The sequence below is a fragment of the Vibrio cholerae ATCC 14035 genome (assembly GCF_000621645.1).
Classification (GTDB): domain Bacteria; phylum Pseudomonadota; class Gammaproteobacteria; order Enterobacterales; family Vibrionaceae; genus Vibrio; species Vibrio cholerae.
On record NZ_JHXR01000014.1, the window covers coordinates 90,016 to 106,278 of the forward strand.

Annotated in this window: 11 protein-coding genes; 8 read left to right on the forward strand and 3 right to left on the reverse strand. The window is 46.6% G+C overall.

Features of this window, described 5'->3' with window-relative positions; translation table 11 throughout:
* Positions 1–129: 129 nt before the first annotated feature.
* Positions 130–1,278, reverse strand: coding sequence for an iron-containing alcohol dehydrogenase (locus T411_RS0109070; RefSeq protein ID WP_001160754.1), 1,149 nt, complete (start codon positions 1,276–1,278; stop codon positions 130–132).
* A gap of 671 nt (positions 1,279–1,949) precedes the next feature.
* On the opposite strand from T411_RS0109070, the gene T411_RS0109075 reads away from it, so the two are divergent.
* Positions 1,950–5,105 (forward strand): chitinase C-terminal domain-containing protein, encoded by a 3,156-nt coding sequence (locus T411_RS0109075; RefSeq protein ID WP_001264252.1) that lies wholly within the window; start codon positions 1,950–1,952, stop codon positions 5,103–5,105.
* A gap of 265 nt (positions 5,106–5,370) precedes the next feature.
* Here the strand turns inward: T411_RS0109075 and glgC are convergent, their stop codons facing one another.
* The gene (gene glgC, locus T411_RS0109080; protein WP_001154339.1) at positions 5,371–6,594 is read right to left on the reverse strand and encodes a glucose-1-phosphate adenylyltransferase; all 1,224 of its coding nucleotides are present in this window, start codon (positions 6,592–6,594) and stop codon (positions 5,371–5,373) included.
* A gap of 302 nt (positions 6,595–6,896) precedes the next feature.
* A complete protein-coding gene (locus tag T411_RS0109085) occupies positions 6,897–8,780 on the reverse strand; it encodes a sensor domain-containing diguanylate cyclase (protein WP_000288675.1) in 1,884 nt (627 codons plus the stop codon).
* Positions 8,781–9,198: 418 nt separating this feature from the next.
* Between T411_RS0109085 and T411_RS0109090 the strand changes: the two genes are divergently transcribed.
* The 7 genes from T411_RS0109090 to T411_RS0109120 all read left to right on the forward strand — a co-directional run bounded on the left by T411_RS0109090 (position 9,199) and on the right by T411_RS0109120 (position 16,209).
* On the forward strand, positions 9,199–9,855 hold the full coding sequence (locus tag T411_RS0109090; RefSeq protein ID WP_000927901.1) for an SH3 domain-containing protein: 657 nt from the start codon (positions 9,199–9,201) through the stop codon (positions 9,853–9,855).
* Between the two features lie 76 nt (positions 9,856–9,931).
* Entirely contained in the window at positions 9,932–10,387 is a 456-nt protein-coding gene (locus T411_RS0109095; protein WP_000281341.1) for a hypothetical protein, read from the forward strand.
* 71 nt (positions 10,388–10,458) lie between these two features.
* Positions 10,459–12,297: a protein translocase subunit SecD gene (gene secD, locus T411_RS0109100; RefSeq protein WP_000730735.1), complete on the forward strand. Its 1,839-nt coding sequence runs from the start codon at positions 10,459–10,461 to the stop codon at positions 12,295–12,297.
* A 3-nt stretch (positions 12,298–12,300) separates the two neighbouring features.
* On the forward strand, positions 12,301–13,203 hold the full coding sequence (gene secF / locus T411_RS0109105) for a protein translocase subunit SecF (RefSeq protein WP_000228820.1): 903 nt from the start codon (positions 12,301–12,303) through the stop codon (positions 13,201–13,203).
* A gap of 670 nt (positions 13,204–13,873) precedes the next feature.
* Positions 13,874–14,614 carry an SDR family oxidoreductase gene (locus T411_RS0109110; protein WP_001225698.1) on the forward strand — a complete coding sequence of 247 codons (741 nt, stop codon included), beginning with the start codon at positions 13,874–13,876 and terminating at the stop codon, positions 14,612–14,614.
* A 12-nt stretch (positions 14,615–14,626) separates the two neighbouring features.
* Complete coding sequence (locus T411_RS0109115; protein WP_000412026.1) at positions 14,627–15,832, forward strand: acetyl-CoA C-acetyltransferase; 1,206 nt, start codon at positions 14,627–14,629, stop codon at positions 15,830–15,832.
* 29 nt (positions 15,833–15,861) lie between these two features.
* A complete protein-coding gene (locus tag T411_RS0109120) occupies positions 15,862–16,209 on the forward strand; it encodes a phasin family protein (protein WP_000287819.1) in 348 nt (115 codons plus the stop codon).
* Positions 16,210–16,263 lie beyond the last annotated feature (54 nt).

Genomic DNA, 16,263 nt, shown 5'->3' on the forward strand with positions numbered 1-16,263 from the left:
CGCAATAACATCCGCAAAACGACCATAAACGAAACTCAAAAAATGCAGCACGCCATCCGCATTGGATTGACGTGCTGCAAGAGTGTAACAGGATTTATCGTTTAGCGAATAGCGCTGCTTGGCTCAGATTTAATACAAGGCGTTTTCTAAGATCTTGCGTGACTCTTGTAAGTCAATCGTGCCTTGTTCACCCAGTTTATGCATACCGTGGGCTGTCAGTTGCTGCAATACCGCATCGACGGCAGCCTCTTTTGCCATGCCGTGTTCACCAAATTGGGTCGCCACATTCAGTTGGTGGTAAAAAGCTTCAATGGCCGCAATGGTTTTTTCCGCTAAATCATCGGATTGCGGTAAACCAAAGACATTTTTGCCCATCTGTTCGAGTTTGGCTTTTTTATGCTTCAGTTGATTGCGTAGCAGCCAAGGTTGCACAATCGCTAGCGAACGAGCGTGGTCGACATGCCATAACGCAGTGAGCTCATGACCGATCATATGCGTTGCCCAGTCTTGCGGTACTCCAGTGCCAATTAAGCCATTTAGCGCTTGGTTGGCTGTCCACATGAGGTTAGCTCGCCATGCGTCATTGTCTCGATTTACAAAATCTGCGCCTAAGGCTAACAGGTTGCGTAGCAGCACTTCGGCATAGCCTTCTTGCACCATGGCTTGAGTGGGGAGTGTCAAATACTGTTCACACACATGCACCCAAGCATCGACTAAACCATTCACCAACTGGCGTTCTGGCAAGCTCTTCATCACATCAGGGTCAAGCACGGCAAAACGTGGCTGAACGGCGGGAGAGAGAAACGCCAATTTATCTTGTGTTTCCGCTTTGGTGATGACCGCACCAGTATTGGATTCAGAGCCGGTAGCGGGCAGAGTCAAAATCGCGCCGATCGGTGTGGCTTGTTTTACGGTGTGTTGCCCGGTCAAAATATCCCAACCATCGCCTTCATAAAATGCTGCGGCGGCCACGTACTTTGAGCCATCGATGACCGAGCCACCGCCGACGGCAAGAATAAAGTCAATGTGTTGGTTTTTCACTATGTGCACCGCTTTATCCAGTGTTTCCTTGGTTGGGTTAGGCTCAACACCGGAAAATTCAACCCATTGATGTTCACTTAGTGCCTCAACCACTTGGTCATAAACGCCATTACGTTTAATGGAACCACCACCATACAGCACTAACACTTTGTGATCTTTTGGAATATCCCGACGGATGCTGGCGATCTGCCCCTGTCCAAAATGGATCATGGTTGGGTTGACGTAACTAAACTGCATCTGCTCACCTCATTAGTATGGTTTTTGGAGTAGCCGTGAATCGGAAAAACGAGCAGCCCAAGCTGCCGTTAGCCCACAAGTTTATAGGCTGAATGCTATTACGCATCTGCAAAACACAATAGGTCATTTTGCGAGGAAATTTTGTGTATTGTGCGAGGAAATGGGCATTTCATATCCCCTTCCTACTTGAAGTTGCCGCGGTGTTGGCTACGTTCGTTCACCCCAATCACATAGTTTGCCTATGCTCATGGGGAGTCACTCACTTGCTGCCTACCTGTAACTCCAAGTTGTTTGGGTATCGCAAGGGTTAACAAAAGAGGAAGTAAAATTATTGATGTTTTACTCTTTTGTAACAATAAGCATAGTTGTAGGCTTGTGCTCCCTCTTAGGAAAAATTGTCACACAAAAATTGTTGAACCCCGTATTTTGTTCTGAAAAACGGGGCTTTTTTTATGGTGAAAAATTTATGAGTAATTCGTTGTTGATGCAAAATAACTCGCTTTGATTTGCATAAATCAGACACTCGTTTGCGAGTCATTATTAAAATTCACACTTTTTTGAGTGCCAAATTATCCCTCTATTCTAAAGTTGTTTTACGCAAGATTTTAAGTGAGCCGATGTCGACGTGGTTTATTTAATGGTTGAAATAATAACTTGAGGGAAGAACAACAATGCGTGTACTCGAAGGAAAAGCAGGGAAGAGTGTTTTTACACTAAGCACTTTAACCGCTTCATGTTTAATGGCTTTTAGCAGCTATGCTGCGGTGGATTGCTCGACGTTACCTGAATGGCAATCGTCTGCGGTGTATACCGGTGGTGCCAAAGTGCAGCACAAGGGCAATGCTTACCAAGCCAACTACTGGACTCAAAACAACGATCCTGAAACCTTTTCTGGTAACTATGCCCAATGGAAACTGTTGGATTCATGCAGCACATCGGGGGGGACTAACCAAGCACCGAGTGTGACGTTAACCGCACCGCTTGCCACTGCGCAGGTGAAAGCCGGAGAGGTCATGACACTCGCAGCAAACGCCTCTGATGCAGATGGTTCTGTCGCGCGTGTTGAGTTCTCAGTGGATGGCGTATTGGTTGGTCAGGCAACCAAAGCCCCGTACAGCGCGAGCTGGACAGCGACCAAAGGAACGCATGAATTTAGTGCGGTTGCCTTTGATGATAAAGGGGCTGTCAGCACCAAAAATGCAGTCACTCTGACGGTGAGTGACGCTGGTCCAGCGAATCAAGCGCCAACCGTGGCGGTGGCTCTCTCTGCATCAAGCGTGGATGTTGGGACGGTCGTAACGTTGAGCGCAGAAGCGGCGGATGCAGATGGCTCAGTAGAGAAAGTCGATTTCTATGTTGGTGGTGCGCTTGTCGGCACTTCAGCAAAAGCACCTTACACTCTCAATTACACGGCAACCAAAGCAGGTTCACTAGCGGTTTACGCGCGTGCTACCGACAACTTAGGGGCAGCCACAGATTCTGCACTGACCACGCTGGTGGTGAATGGCGTCGCACCGGTTGCGAATTGCCGTCCGGATGGTTTGTATCAAACGGAAGGCGTACAAGTGCCATACTGTACCGTTTACGATGCAGATGGCCGTGAGAAAATGGGCGTGGATCATCCACGCCGTGTGATTGGTTACTTTACCAGCTGGCGTTCAGGCGATGATCCGCAAGCCGCTTACTTGGTTAAAGACATTCCTTGGGAGCAACTGACACACATTAACTATGCGTTTGTCAGCATTGGTTCGGATGGCAAAGTGAATGTCGGTGATGTCAACGATCCAAATAACGCGGCCGTTGGTAAAGAGTGGCCAGGGGTAGAAATCGATCCAACGCTAGGTTTTAAAGGTCACTTTGGTGCTCTAGCCACTTACAAACAAAAATACGGTGTAAAAACCCTGATCTCTATCGGCGGATGGGCCGAAACCGGCGGTCACTTTGATGCAAATGGTAACCGTGTGGCTGATGGTGGCTTCTACACTATGACCACCAATGCTGATGGTTCCATCAACCACGCAGCGATTGAAAAATTTGCGGCATCTGCAGTTGAGATGATCCGTAAGTACAAATTTGATGGTGTGGATATCGATTACGAATACCCAACCTCCATGGCGGGCGCAGGAAATCCCGATGATAAAGGTTTTATGGAGCCACGTCGTGCTTACCTGTGGGCTTCTTACCAAGAGTTGATGCGTGTTCTGCGTGAAAAACTCGATCAAGCCTCGGCGCAAGATGGCCATCACTACATGCTGACGATTGCCGCACCATCTTCTGGTTACTTATTACGTGGTATGGAAACATTCGATGTCACCAAGTATCTCGACTACGTCAATATCATGTCTTACGACTTGCATGGTGCGTGGAACGATCACGTTGGTCACAACGCCGCGCTCTACGATACAGGTAAAGACTCTGAATTGGCGCAGTGGAACGTTTACGGTACAGCGCAATACGGTGGTATCGGTTACCTGAATACGGACTGGGCATATCACTACTTCCGTGGCTCAATGCCTGCAGGTCGTATCAACATTGGTGTGCCTTACTATACCCGCGGTTGGCAAGGTGTCACCGGTGGTGAGAATGGACTCTGGGGCCGAGCGGCACTGCCGAACCAAAATCTCTGTGCACCGGGTACTGGTGAAGGGGAGAAAAACAACTGTGGTCACGGTGCAACCGGTATCGACAACATGTGGCATGACGTTAACGCTGCAGGTGACGAAATGGGCGCAGGCTCTAACCCAATGTGGCATGCGAAGAACCTAGAAAAAGGCATTTGGGGTTCATACGCAGCGGCTTATAAGCTCGATCCAACCACCACACCGCTGATTGGTACTTATGTACGCAATTATGACAGTGTGGCCGTGGCTCCTTGGTTGTGGAACGCAGAGAAGAAAGTGTTCTTGTCGACCGAAGATAAACAGTCAATTGATGTGAAAGCCGATTACGTTATCGACAAAGAGATTGGCGGTATCATGTTCTGGGAGTTGGCGGGTGACTATAGCTGTTACAACCTTGATGCCAACGGCAAGCGCACCTCAGTGGACCCTTCTGAGCAAGCGTGTGCCACCGGTAAAGGTGAGTACCACATGGGCAATACCATGACCAAAGCCATCTACGACAAGTTCAAAGTCGCCACGCCTTATGGTAACAAGGTGGCAACGGGCGCAATCCCTGCTGAAGCGGTGAATATTGCGGTGAAAGTCGGTGGCTTCAAAGTCGGTGACCAAAACTACCCAATCAATCCGAAGATTACCTTCACCAACAATACAGGGATTGATATCCCGGGAGGAACGGAGTTCCAATTCGATATTCCTGTTTCAGCGCCAGATAACGCGAAGGATCAATCGGGTGGCGGCTTGAAAGTGATTGCATCAGGTCATACCCGTGCCAATAACATTGGCGGGTTAGACGGTACGATGCATCGCGTGGCGTTCTCTCTACCCGCTTGGAAATCACTTCCTGCTGGGGCAACCTATGAATTGGATATGGTTTACTACCTGCCGATTTCAGGTCCAGCGAACTACACAGTGAAAATCAACAATGTGGAGTACGCGTTTAGCTTTGAGCAACCGGATCTCCCTGTCGCCGATTTGACTGCAGGTGGCAATACGGGAGGTAATACCGGCGGTAACACTGGTGGTGGTACGGGTGGTGGCTCAACGGGTGATGTCATCCAGTGGGTTCCCGGTTCGACCCAAGTCCAAAATGGCACAACGGTGACTTACAACGGTAAATGCTTTGTAGCTCAAAATAACCCCGGCGTATGGGAATCACCGACACAATCTAACTGGTTCTGGAAAGAAGTGACTTGCCCTCAGGCGTAACTGTTCGAATCAGGTCATTAAGAACCCCCGCATTGCGGGGGTTCTTCTTATTCAGTCACTAAAGAGTGTATGGTTTGCGATAGATGAGCCATGAACGGCCTAATATATTAAACGGTATATACCCTTCCTACTTGAAGTTGCAGCGGTGTTGGCTACGTTCGTTCACCCCAATCACATAGTGTATCTATGCTCATGGGGATTCACTCACTTGCCGCCTACCTGCAACTCCAAGTTGTTTGGGTATAGACCCCACTTTCCGGGAAAGCTACTCGGTCGAAAACTGATAACTTTCTGGTACGACAACAACGCCTCGCTCTGAGATATGAAAGCGTTTTCTATCCTCGATAGGATTAAGGCCAATTTCGGTATAGGGCGGAATTTTTACGTGTTTATCGATAATGCAATGAATGAGCTTACACCCTTCGCCCACTTCAACATCATCAAACAAAATACTGTCGACGATCAGCGCAGAATCATTGATGCGAACATTGGAAGAGATGATCGAATGTTGCACCGAGCCGCCCGAGTTGATGACGCCGTTAGCAATGATTGAATTGATAAAAATCCCTTCGTTACCCGTGGCCGATGAAACGGTTCTTGCTGGCGGGTACTGCTGCTCATAAGTGCGGATTGCCCAGTTTTTTTGATACAAATTCATGGGCGGAACGGGCTGCAACAAATCCATATTGGCATCATAGAAAGAGTCTATGGTTCCGACATCTCGCCAATAGCAATCCCGAGCGACGCGGCCTTTACCAGAGCAGAACGAGTAGGCAAAGACACTGCCTGTCGCGATCAATTTAGGAATGACGTCTTTCCCAAAGTCGTGGCTGGATTGCTCAATTTCAGCATCTTCGGTTAATGCTTTTTTCAGTACATCCATATTGAAAATATAAATCCCCATCGAGGCTAAACTGTGATCGGGTCTGTTGGGGATACAAGGGGGATCCGCGGGCTTTTCAACAAAGCAGGTAATACGAGAGTCGTCATCAATCGCCATCACGCCAAACGCAGAGGCTTCATGTCGAGGCACTTGCATACAGGCAATGGTTAAAGTGGCATTTTTGCTGATGTGTTCTTCGAGCATGGCAGCATAATCCATGCGATAGATGTGATCACCAGAAAGCACCACGACGTATTTGGCATCACTACGCGCAAGTAGCCACATATTGTGAAACAGCGCATCGGCGGTTCCTTCGTACCATTTTCCTCCCTTACGCATTTGCGGCGGCACCACGGTGATGAATTCACCAAGCTCGGGATTGAATATGGACCAGCCATTACGAAGATGTTTATGTAAGGAGTGCGATTTGTATTGAGTTAACACCAAGATGCGGCGTAATCCAGAATGCAGGCAATTGGTTAAGGTGAAATCGATAATCCGATATTTTCCACCAAAAGGTACAGCGGGCTTGGCTCTGTCATCCGTCAGCGGGGAAAGGCGTGAGCCCATTCCTCCTGCGAGAATCACAGCTAAAGTGTCCTGCATAAAGCGTCTCCATGAATCGATCTGTGACTAACTCCTTCCTCCTTGAAGTTGCAGTGGTGTTGGCAATATTCATTCACCCCAGTCACATAGTTTGTCTACGTACACGAGAATTTATTCACTTGCCGCCTACCTGCAACACCAATGAGTTTAGGTGTGTTTGTAGTAAAACCAACCTATGAAGCGTAGTACAAGACGCAAAAGTTAGCGGAGGGCTTAGGCGCACACTCGATAAGGCTGAGTGAAAATCGCTACAAGCTGTGAGGTATCTCCTAATAATCTTTGCTGCATACATCGATTTTGCATCACGCAAAGTGATGCATTTCCATGGCGGTGAGTACTGATATTTGGTTGCGTCCCGATGTTTTGGATTCATATAAAGCCAGATCGGCTCTTTTGTAGCTTTGGTCGGGTGATGTGCAAACATCGGTAACACCACCACTTAGGGTCACTTGTTGATGGTGTAATGAAGCGATATGCAGGCGTACGCGGTTAAGTACTTGTTCGGCTTCTTCAATGGAAGTGTAGGGGAAAATAATGGCAAACTCTTCTCCGCCAATCCGTGCGATAAAATCCGATTCCCGTAACTGATCTTGGATGCCTTTCGCAACGGTCCGTAACACTAGGTCCCCTTCGTTGTGTCCGAATTTGTCGTTAATGCGTTTAAAGTGGTCGATATCAATGATAGCAAGGCAGCTCTGGGCTTGATCGGGATAACGGCGACGCTTAGCGCACTCTAAAGAGATGGTTTGATCGAATTTACGTCGATTCCACAAATCGGTTAACGCATCTTTTTCGCTCAGCTCACGCAGGCGATTCTCCAGCGCCTTGCGATGTGAAATATCCACAAAAGAGGCAACGTAGAATTGAATGACATTGTCTTCATCGCGGATGCTTTGAATACGGAGAATTTCGGTGATGCTTTCGCCATCTTTGCGTTTGTTGATCACTTCACCTTCCCATACGCCATTGTCTTGCAGAGCTTTCCACATCTGCATATAGAATTCGACTTTGTGTAATCCAGAAGCAAAAATGGACGGCTGCTTACCTTTGACATCTTCAAAAGTGTAACCACTTAGGCGGGTAAATTCGTTGTTTACTTTGATGATGCGATTCTGGCGGTCGGTAATGACCACCGCTGACATGCCATCCATCGCTGCTCGAGCCAATTTACTGTCAAGGCTATTTTTTAAATGGTTGATGTTCCATGCCGCAAATCCAGCCGCAATGATAGAGAGTAGCGATAACACTGTCACCGCTTGACTCATCAGTGCCCAGCGCGCATTTGCGTAGGTCTTATCTATTTCTGCCTTATTGATGCGCAGTACCAATACCAAAGGTTTAAAGTCAGGTAAGACAGAACTGAGATCCACTTTGATATAGCTAAACCAGGTTTGATTGGATAGAGCAAAGCCTTGTTGGTTGAGTTGGATTTTTTGCCAAAGCTCTGGGTGTTGGGCTGAAAAGTGGAGTGAAGAGGTTGAACGTGTACCGGATGGCTTGTGTTCACTGAGCAGTAATTCTCCTGCCGAATTCAAAATATCCGGTGAATCAAACTGATCATAAATAAAAGAGAGACGTTGATAGAGAGACTGTAGCTTCACCGTCACGACAAGAAAACCTTGCCGTTGGCCTTGATGCTCAATACCCGTCACAAAACGAAAGGTCGGCAGCATACCAGAAGGCGTATCTGCTGACATCGCGACTTGCGTTGCCCAAACTTGAGGCGTCGTGAGTTGGGCGTATTGAGCCACAATTTGCTGGCTGAACGGATCTGTCGTTTGAGCAGATTCAACAAAGGTGACTTGGTGCCCATCGTAAATCGCTTTAAGTTGTTCTTTTCCTTGTCTATCCAGCAATCTGAATGAAGAGAAAATCGCTTGCGATCTTAACGTCACATCCCACAATGTTTTGAGTTGACTGAGTGCTTCTTTACTTGGTGTGGTGACAGCCGTGAATAAAAGGTCATTTTTAGCTAACAGCTGGGTGGCTTGGTGTGTGCTTTCCAGCATTCGTAACAAGTCATGCTGACTGAACTCAAGTTGTAAGCGAGTCTGTTTTTCAACGCTGCTGACCGCTTGAGTCTCAAGCTGGCTAGCAGCATGTATGAAATACAGTGTAGGAATGAAACCAAGTACAAACGCAACAATGGCAAATTGTATGAAATATTTACGGGCAGAGGTGTACATAATTCGATGTATAAGTCGTTGAGTGCATACTATAGAACGAATCAAATGAGATTTCGCTTCCAGAATTTTACTTCGTGCACTCGATCATAGTTTGTGTTTGTTAATAAACGAACCATGCTCAATTTTTCAGCAGAGGATCCGATTAAGAGAGGCAATCCGATGATGCCTGCCGCATTTACATTGTAAATCTCGCATTCATTTTGGGTGTCGATTGGGCGACGCGGTGACGGATGATCTTCCATAACCGCAGCATGAAGTGTGTCTTTACTTCAAAAAATCTTTTTATCAGAAGATTTCTGGTCAAGCTTTGTTCAAATATCCCGCTATATTGATAAGAAAGTAAGATTCGTCGCATTTTCGTATTAATGACGTTGTGCTAGAGAAATTTTACGAGCGGGGGAAAATGAAAAAAATACTCATGCTACTCGTGCTGATACTCGGATTAGGCGGAGCAGGTGCGGGATTTTATCTGTTTTATCTCAAGCCGCAGATGGATGCGGAAGCGGCTAAAGCCAATGAAGTACCTGAAACTGCGCCTGAGACTCCTGCAGAGCCAACTCCCGCTATCGAAGCCAAACCTGAGATTATGGATTTTTATGTCGATGCGGTGACATTAAGTATTCGTGATCAACCCGATCCCAATGCTTATCCGGATGTTGATAAGCAACTCTATCGTGGTGACAAGGTTCATTTACTTGAAAAAAAAGGGGGATGGGGGCGTATTTCGGATTATTACGTGTATGAGGACGGTGGGCCTGAAGTGGCAGAGTGGATCCCCTTAGAAGGATTGACCGTCGAACCGCCTGTGATTACGCAAGAAGAGCGCACTAAAACCTTAACAGGTTATATCGAAAGCTCGGATGATTTTCTTTTGCATCAAGAAAAATTCCTGACTACAACCGATACCTTATTAAAAGAGGGAAATTGCTCGCCCAAAGATTTTGAAGAGCTCGGAGGCTGGGTGCGCTCAGTCACTTTCGGAGAGCAGCCGGTGTATTTTATCTACTGCGGAGGTTTGAGCCAGACACATAAGATCTACCTGAACGTGCAAACTGGCCAAATTTTCTATCGCTAGATCACATTTTTTCGCTTGAGCTTCACTGAGCATCGGCCTACACTGCTCACTTATCTAAGAGGCGAGATCTGAAGTCATGTACTTGCGTGTTCTGATCCAGTGTTGGTTTGCTTTACTTGCGGTGGTGCTACCTTCGCAGGTTTTTGCTTATGCGCTGGAAAGTGAAGCAAGCTCTGCATGTCCAGAAGCCAGCATTTCGACAAATCCGATCCTTGAATCCGATTGGCTTTTGAGTTCAGCTCCGCAGCCTGCCATACCGAGTTCGCAGTCGCACGTTAGTCATAGTGCTTATGCAATTTTAAATCATTCGCGTCACGCCCCGACACAACGTCTTCTCGTAGGGTGTGGCTCTGATCTGCCGTTGGACGCTGATTTTGATGAGCCCCAATTAGGCACTTCTCACAGTCGGCCGCTTTTTGCTACAACGACCGACTACTGCAACCGAAGTTACGACTTTTTCACCTCCTCTCACCGACTTGCGGGTTGGAAAGAGAGTAACGCTATGTATGTAGCGCTCAACAGCCAATTCTAACGTTCCCACATTCATTTTTTAGTGTGACATTGTCACTTGTTGAATCACTCAGTTTAGGCTGAGAGGGAACTATGAAGAAAAAAACACAAAATCAGGCGGCGAAACGCCTGATCAACCACTATTCCGCTTGGAAGTATGTGGTTCTGATAACCACCATCATCATTCTAACCTTAAGTGCTATTCCTACTTGGTATGGCGAACAACCTTCTATTCAGTTGCAATCTAAAGATGCAACGAGTGTATTACGCAACGTTCCTGAGCTGACGCAATTGCTCAATAAGCAAAACATTCAGGCCGATGAAATTACCCAACAAGGGGATAACACCACCTTGGTTTTTGCCAACGAAACGCAGCAATCACAAGCCAGAAATGTACTGGATGCGCTTGTGAAAGAAGGGGATACGATCACGTATTCTTATGTGTCTGTTGCGCCAAAGTGGCTAGGCAATTTGGGTTTTTCACCCATCAAATTAGGCTTGGATTTACGCGGGGGCGTACAGTTTCTGCTGAATGTGGATGTCGATAAGGCCTTCCAAGAACAGCGCGACAGTATGATGGATGCAGTAAAAGATTCGCTGCGTACAGAGCGTTTGCGCGGTGTCTCGGTGCAAGCGATGGGTAATGATGCTTTTGAGGTCAGAACTGAACAGCCGCAAGCCTTGAGCCATGTACGCAAATACTTGCAAGAAAATTATCGAGGCTGGGAGATTCGTCAAGGCTCAGATCAGTTGCAGGTTCAGCCATCACAACAAAATAAATCCGAGTTTCAAACTGCGACGATTCAACAGAACTTGAAAATCATGCGTGATCGGATTGAAGAACTTGGGATTACAGAAGCTCTGGTTCAACGCCAAGGTGAACATGCGATCCGTATTGAGCTGCCCGGTGTGCAAGACCCCTCACAGGCGAAGAATGTGATTGGTGCGACCGCAAGTTTGGCGTTTTATGAAGCAAAATCTCCAACGGATGCGCGCAGTTACGACGATTTAATCCTAGAAGATGGCAATGGACGTCCTGTGATTCTGGCTAAGCGTCCAGTGCTGAGTGGCGAGCATATCGTCAATGCCCGTGCGGGTGTGGACAACATGGGTATGTCTGAGGTGAACATTTCACTGGATCACGCAGGCGGCAAAATCATGAGTGATTTTTCCGGTAAACACATTGGCAAACCGATGGCGACCGTCTATCGCGAATATAAAACCAATGCGCGTGGCGAAACCGTTCGCAGTGAGAAAGTGATCAGCGTTGCCACCATTCAATCTCAATTGGGGAGCCAATTTCGTATTACGGGCGCAGGTTCAATGGAAGAAGCACAGCAGCTCGCCCTACTGTTGCGTGCAGGCTCGCTGACGGCACCTGTCACCATTGTTGAAGAGCGCACCATCGGTGCTTCTTTGGGTGAAGAAAATATTGCCAACGGTTTTGCTGCTTTGGCGCTTGGTATGGCAATGACGCTGACTTTCATGGCGCTTTGGTATCGCCGCTTGGGTTGGGTGGCAAATGTCGCTTTGTTGGTCAACATGGCTTGTTTGTTGGGTCTGATTGCTTTATTGCCAGGGGCAGTATTGACCCTACCAGGTATTGCAGGTTTGGTGTTAACCGTGGGTATGGCGGTGGATACTAACGTGCTGATCTTTGAACGTATTCGCGACAAACTCAGTGAAGGGCGTAACTTTGCACAAGCTATTGATACCGGTTTTGACAGTGCTTTCAGCACGATTTTAGATGCCAACATTACCACCATGATCACGGCAGTCATTCTGTATTCGATTGGTAATGGTCCTATCCAAGGCTTTGCTTTGACTTTGGGCTTAGGCCTACTCACCAGCATGTTCAGTGGCGTATTCGCTTCACGAGCATTGATTAATTTGGTTTGGGGACGCGATACGCGTCGTGATGTGAGGGTATAAGCCATGGTTGACTATTTAAAATCTCGAATCCGTCCGATTCGCTACATCACTGGCATTATTTCGGTCTTGTTGATGGTGATCTCGCTAGGGGCTTTTGCAATCAAAGGCTTGAATATGGGCTTAGATTTCACCGGCGGGATGGTCACGGAAGCGATCATTAATCACTCGGTGACCAAGTCTCAGCTGATGGATCAATTACAGCCGGTACTGGGGGAGTCGGTTTCTGTCACGCCTTCGGGAGAAGAAGGGCGTTGGGTGATCCGTTATCCATTAGCTGCTGAAGATGCTACGCCTGTAGACATTGCGACAGAGCTGCATCACATCTCAGATCAAGTGCAAATTGTCAGTAACAGCATGGTGGGATCGCAAGTTGGGCAAGAGTTGATCGATCAAGGCGGACTCGCTTTGTTGATTTGTCTGCTCTCAATACTGGCTTACTTGAGCTTTCGTTTTGAATGGCGTTTAGCGAGCGGAGCCCTATTAGCTCTGCTGCATGACGTGATTTTGGTACTGGGTTTCTTTGCGATAACGCAAATGGAATTCAACTTGACGGTATTTGCCGCAGTCTTAGCGGTGCTCGGCTATTCATTGAACGACTCGATCATTATTTCGGATCGTATCCGAGAATTACTGTTAGCGAAGCAGCAGACGCCAACCGCAGATATTAATGACCAAGCCATTATTGCGACCTTCTCACGTACAATGGTGACATCAGGTACCACTTTGATGACCATTTCGGCACTTTGGCTGATGGGCGGTGCCCCGTTACAAGGTTTCGCCATCGCCATGTTTATCGGCATAATTTCAGGGACTTGGTCATCGATTTCGATTGGTACTGTGTTACCTGAATGGTTAGGTTTGGAATCGAAGCACTATCTCCCTGTTGAGTTGGATGCAGCACCATAAATTGCTCATATAAAATAGAATAAAGCCAGTTTGTACTGGCTTTATTTGTATTTGAAGATATTAAATCTATTATTTTGCTAAATGTATCTATAGTTATATTTGTTAATTCAATATTTGCTGGTTTAATTGCTGATAATAATAACGCTATCCTGATATAAAATGATTAATGTCAGTCCTGTTAATAGTACGTCTGTAATCAGAGACTAAATCGCTACTGTTCGAATCTGTGTTATCTATCATTAACACATCGAAAATGTGTTACGTTTAATGTTTCTTATGTAACCATTTTTGATTTTAACTCGCTGATAAAATTGATTTATTTTTATTTCACTCTGAATTTTTGAGTTAAAACCTCTTATCTTTCAAGAACATTTATTTATTTAACATTTTATTATCATTTCATTTGAATAGCGATATTGATCAACTTTTATAAAAATACACGAAACTGAATTTGAAATGTCATAAACCTCGATTAGGGTTAAATAGGGTAAGTAATTCGAATAACCTATCTAACTGATTATTTAATAAATAATTTGGTTATAGAACTACTTACTAATAAGCATTTTTTATTTCATGTTGAGCGTAATATACGTTCGCCAATTCGAACCACACTGAGTGTCAGAGTTGGAGAGGTATAAATCTAATATTGCTGTTGAGAATGGAGTCTTGAATGAGAAAAATCGCTTTGATCACAGGATCGAAAGGCGGGATTGGTTCTGCAATTTCAACCCAGTTGGTCAGTGAAGGTTATCGAGTTATTGCCACTTACTATACGGGCAATTACCAATGTGCGTTAGATTGGTTTAATGAAAAGCAATTTACCGAGGATCAAGTGCGCCTCTTAGAGCTAGACGTCACCAATACCGAAGAGTGTGCTGAGCGTTTAGCCAAACTGCTTGAAGAAGAAGGCACCATTGATGTGGTGGTTAACAACGCAGGTATCACGCGTGACAGTGTGTTCAAAAAAATGCCCCATCAAGCATGGAAAGAGGTCATAGATACTAACCTCAATAGCGTATTCAATGTTACCCAGCCTTTGTTTGCCGCTATGTGTGAAAAAGGGTTTGGTCGAATCATCAATATCTCCTCGGTTAATGGTCTCAAAGGTCAGTTTGGTCAAACTAACTATTCGGCAGCCAAAGCTGGGATGATTGGTTTTTCTAAAGCATTAGCTGCAGAAGGCGCACGCTACGGTGTGACGGTTAACGTGATTGCACCTGGCTATACGCTGACGCCAATGGTTGAGCAAATGCGCGCTGAAGTTTTGCAATCCATTGTGGATCAAGTACCCATGAAACGCTTGGCTAAGCCGGAAGAGATAGCTAATGCCGTCAGTTACTTAGCCAGCGATGCCGCCGCCTATATCACAGGGGAAACCTTGTCGGTGAACGGCGGCTTATACATGCGCTAAGTAGGAGGAAGTATGGAAAAGATCTATATCGTGGGAGCAAAGCGCTCAGCTATCGGAGCCTTTGGTGGTTCACTTAAAGAGTGTTCGGCAGGCGCTTTGGCAGGACAAGTCATCCAAGCCGCTCTTGAAGCCGCACAAGTCAAACCTGAAGCTGTCGATGAAGTGATTGTTGGTAACGTTGTGAGTGCCGGACAAGGCATGGGTGTTGGGCGTCAAGCGGCTTTAGTGGCTGGTGTTCCACAGTCGGTTCCAGCTTACAGCATCAACATGGTGTGTGGCAGTGGGATGAAATCGGTGATGGATGGGGTTGCGCACATCAAAGCGGGAGATGCTTCTGTCGTTGTGGCCGCTGGTGTTGAGGTCATGTCACAAATCCCATTTGTTACGCCTGCCAGCTTACGAGATGGGCAGAAAATGGGCGCGTTTGAAGTGAAAGATCTGCTCATCCATGACGGTCTGACCGATGTCTTCAATCAATACCACATGGGTGTGACGGCAGAAAATATCGCTAAACAGTACGACATCGCTCGTCAAACACAAGATGAGTTTGCGTTGGCCAGCCAAATGAAAGCGACAGCGGCCATTGAAGCCGGACATTTTAAGCGAGAAATTGTGCCTATTTCGGTCAAAAAACGCCGTGAAACCGTCGTGTTTGATACGGATGAATACCCTAAACCGACGACCACGTTGGCAGCATTGCAAGGCTTACGCGCCGCCTTCGATGCACAAGGTACGGTTACCGCAGGTAATGCTTCTGGAATTAACGATGGTGCCAGTGCGGTGATTATCGCCAGCGAAAGTGCGGTAAAAAAACTAGGCTTAACCCCTATCGCAGAAATTATGAGTTATGCACAAACAGGGTTGGATCCGAAAGTCATGGGCTTAGGGCCTGTGAGTGCAGTCACTCAAGCATTAGCGAAAGCAGAATTATCTATCACTCAGGTTGATCTGTTTGAACTTAACGAAGCGTTTGCCGCTCAAGCATTAGGTGTCGTTTACGGTTTAGCTGATCAACACGCGATTCAACCTGAGGCGATTTTAGAAAAAGCCAACGTCAATGGCGGTGCCATTGCGTTAGGGCATCCACTAGGGGCATCGGGTAACCGCATTCTGGTTACTCTGCTTCATGAATTACAGCGTCGCCAAAAACATTATGGCGTCGCTTCACTCTGCGTCGGCGGTGGCATGGGCACCGCGATCGTGATTAAAACAGTTTAACTTTAGATTCATTCACTAGGAGATAACGTATGTACACGGAATTTTTTAAAACATTCAGCGATCAAACTGAGAAGAACTTCGAACCGTATATCAAGTTCAACAAGTTGGTGACCAAGAATGTTGAAGTGCTGACTGAGCTGCAACTGAATGCTATCCGCACATACAGCGATCTGGGTTTGGCGCAAATGAAAGCGGCCAGTGAGATCAAAGATGTGACTTCCTTAACCTCGTTCAACTCTCAACAGTTGGGCGTACTGAACAAGCTCTCTCAGCAAATGATGGATGACAGCAAAAAACTGCAAAACATCGCGAAAGAGTTTAAAGATGATGTAGAAAAACTTGCCTCTGAAAACCTTAAGACAGTGACCCCTGCGTAACACTGTATTTCGCGCCGCCTTCGGGCGGCGCTTTTTTCTGTTTTAAGGAGTAAG

Coding starts and splice junctions, on each gene's coding strand:
- T411_RS0109070 (WP_001160754.1), bottom strand. CDS start 1,278: ATGCAGTTTAGTTACGTCAACCCAACCATGATCCATTTTGGACAGGGG.
- T411_RS0109075 (WP_001264252.1), top strand. CDS start 1,950: ATGCGTGTACTCGAAGGAAAAGCAGGGAAGAGTGTTTTTACACTAAGC.
- glgC (WP_001154339.1), bottom strand. CDS start 6,594: ATGCAGGACACTTTAGCTGTGATTCTCGCAGGAGGAATGGGCTCACGC.
- T411_RS0109085 (WP_000288675.1), bottom strand. CDS start 8,780: ATGTACACCTCTGCCCGTAAATATTTCATACAATTTGCCATTGTTGCG.
- T411_RS0109090 (WP_000927901.1), top strand. CDS start 9,199: ATGCTACTCGTGCTGATACTCGGATTAGGCGGAGCAGGTGCGGGATTT.
- T411_RS0109095 (WP_000281341.1), top strand. CDS start 9,932: ATGTACTTGCGTGTTCTGATCCAGTGTTGGTTTGCTTTACTTGCGGTG.
- secD (WP_000730735.1), top strand. CDS start 10,459: ATGAAGAAAAAAACACAAAATCAGGCGGCGAAACGCCTGATCAACCAC.
- secF (WP_000228820.1), top strand. CDS start 12,301: ATGGTTGACTATTTAAAATCTCGAATCCGTCCGATTCGCTACATCACT.
- T411_RS0109110 (WP_001225698.1), top strand. CDS start 13,874: ATGAGAAAAATCGCTTTGATCACAGGATCGAAAGGCGGGATTGGTTCT.
- T411_RS0109115 (WP_000412026.1), top strand. CDS start 14,627: ATGGAAAAGATCTATATCGTGGGAGCAAAGCGCTCAGCTATCGGAGCC.
- T411_RS0109120 (WP_000287819.1), top strand. CDS start 15,862: ATGTACACGGAATTTTTTAAAACATTCAGCGATCAAACTGAGAAGAAC.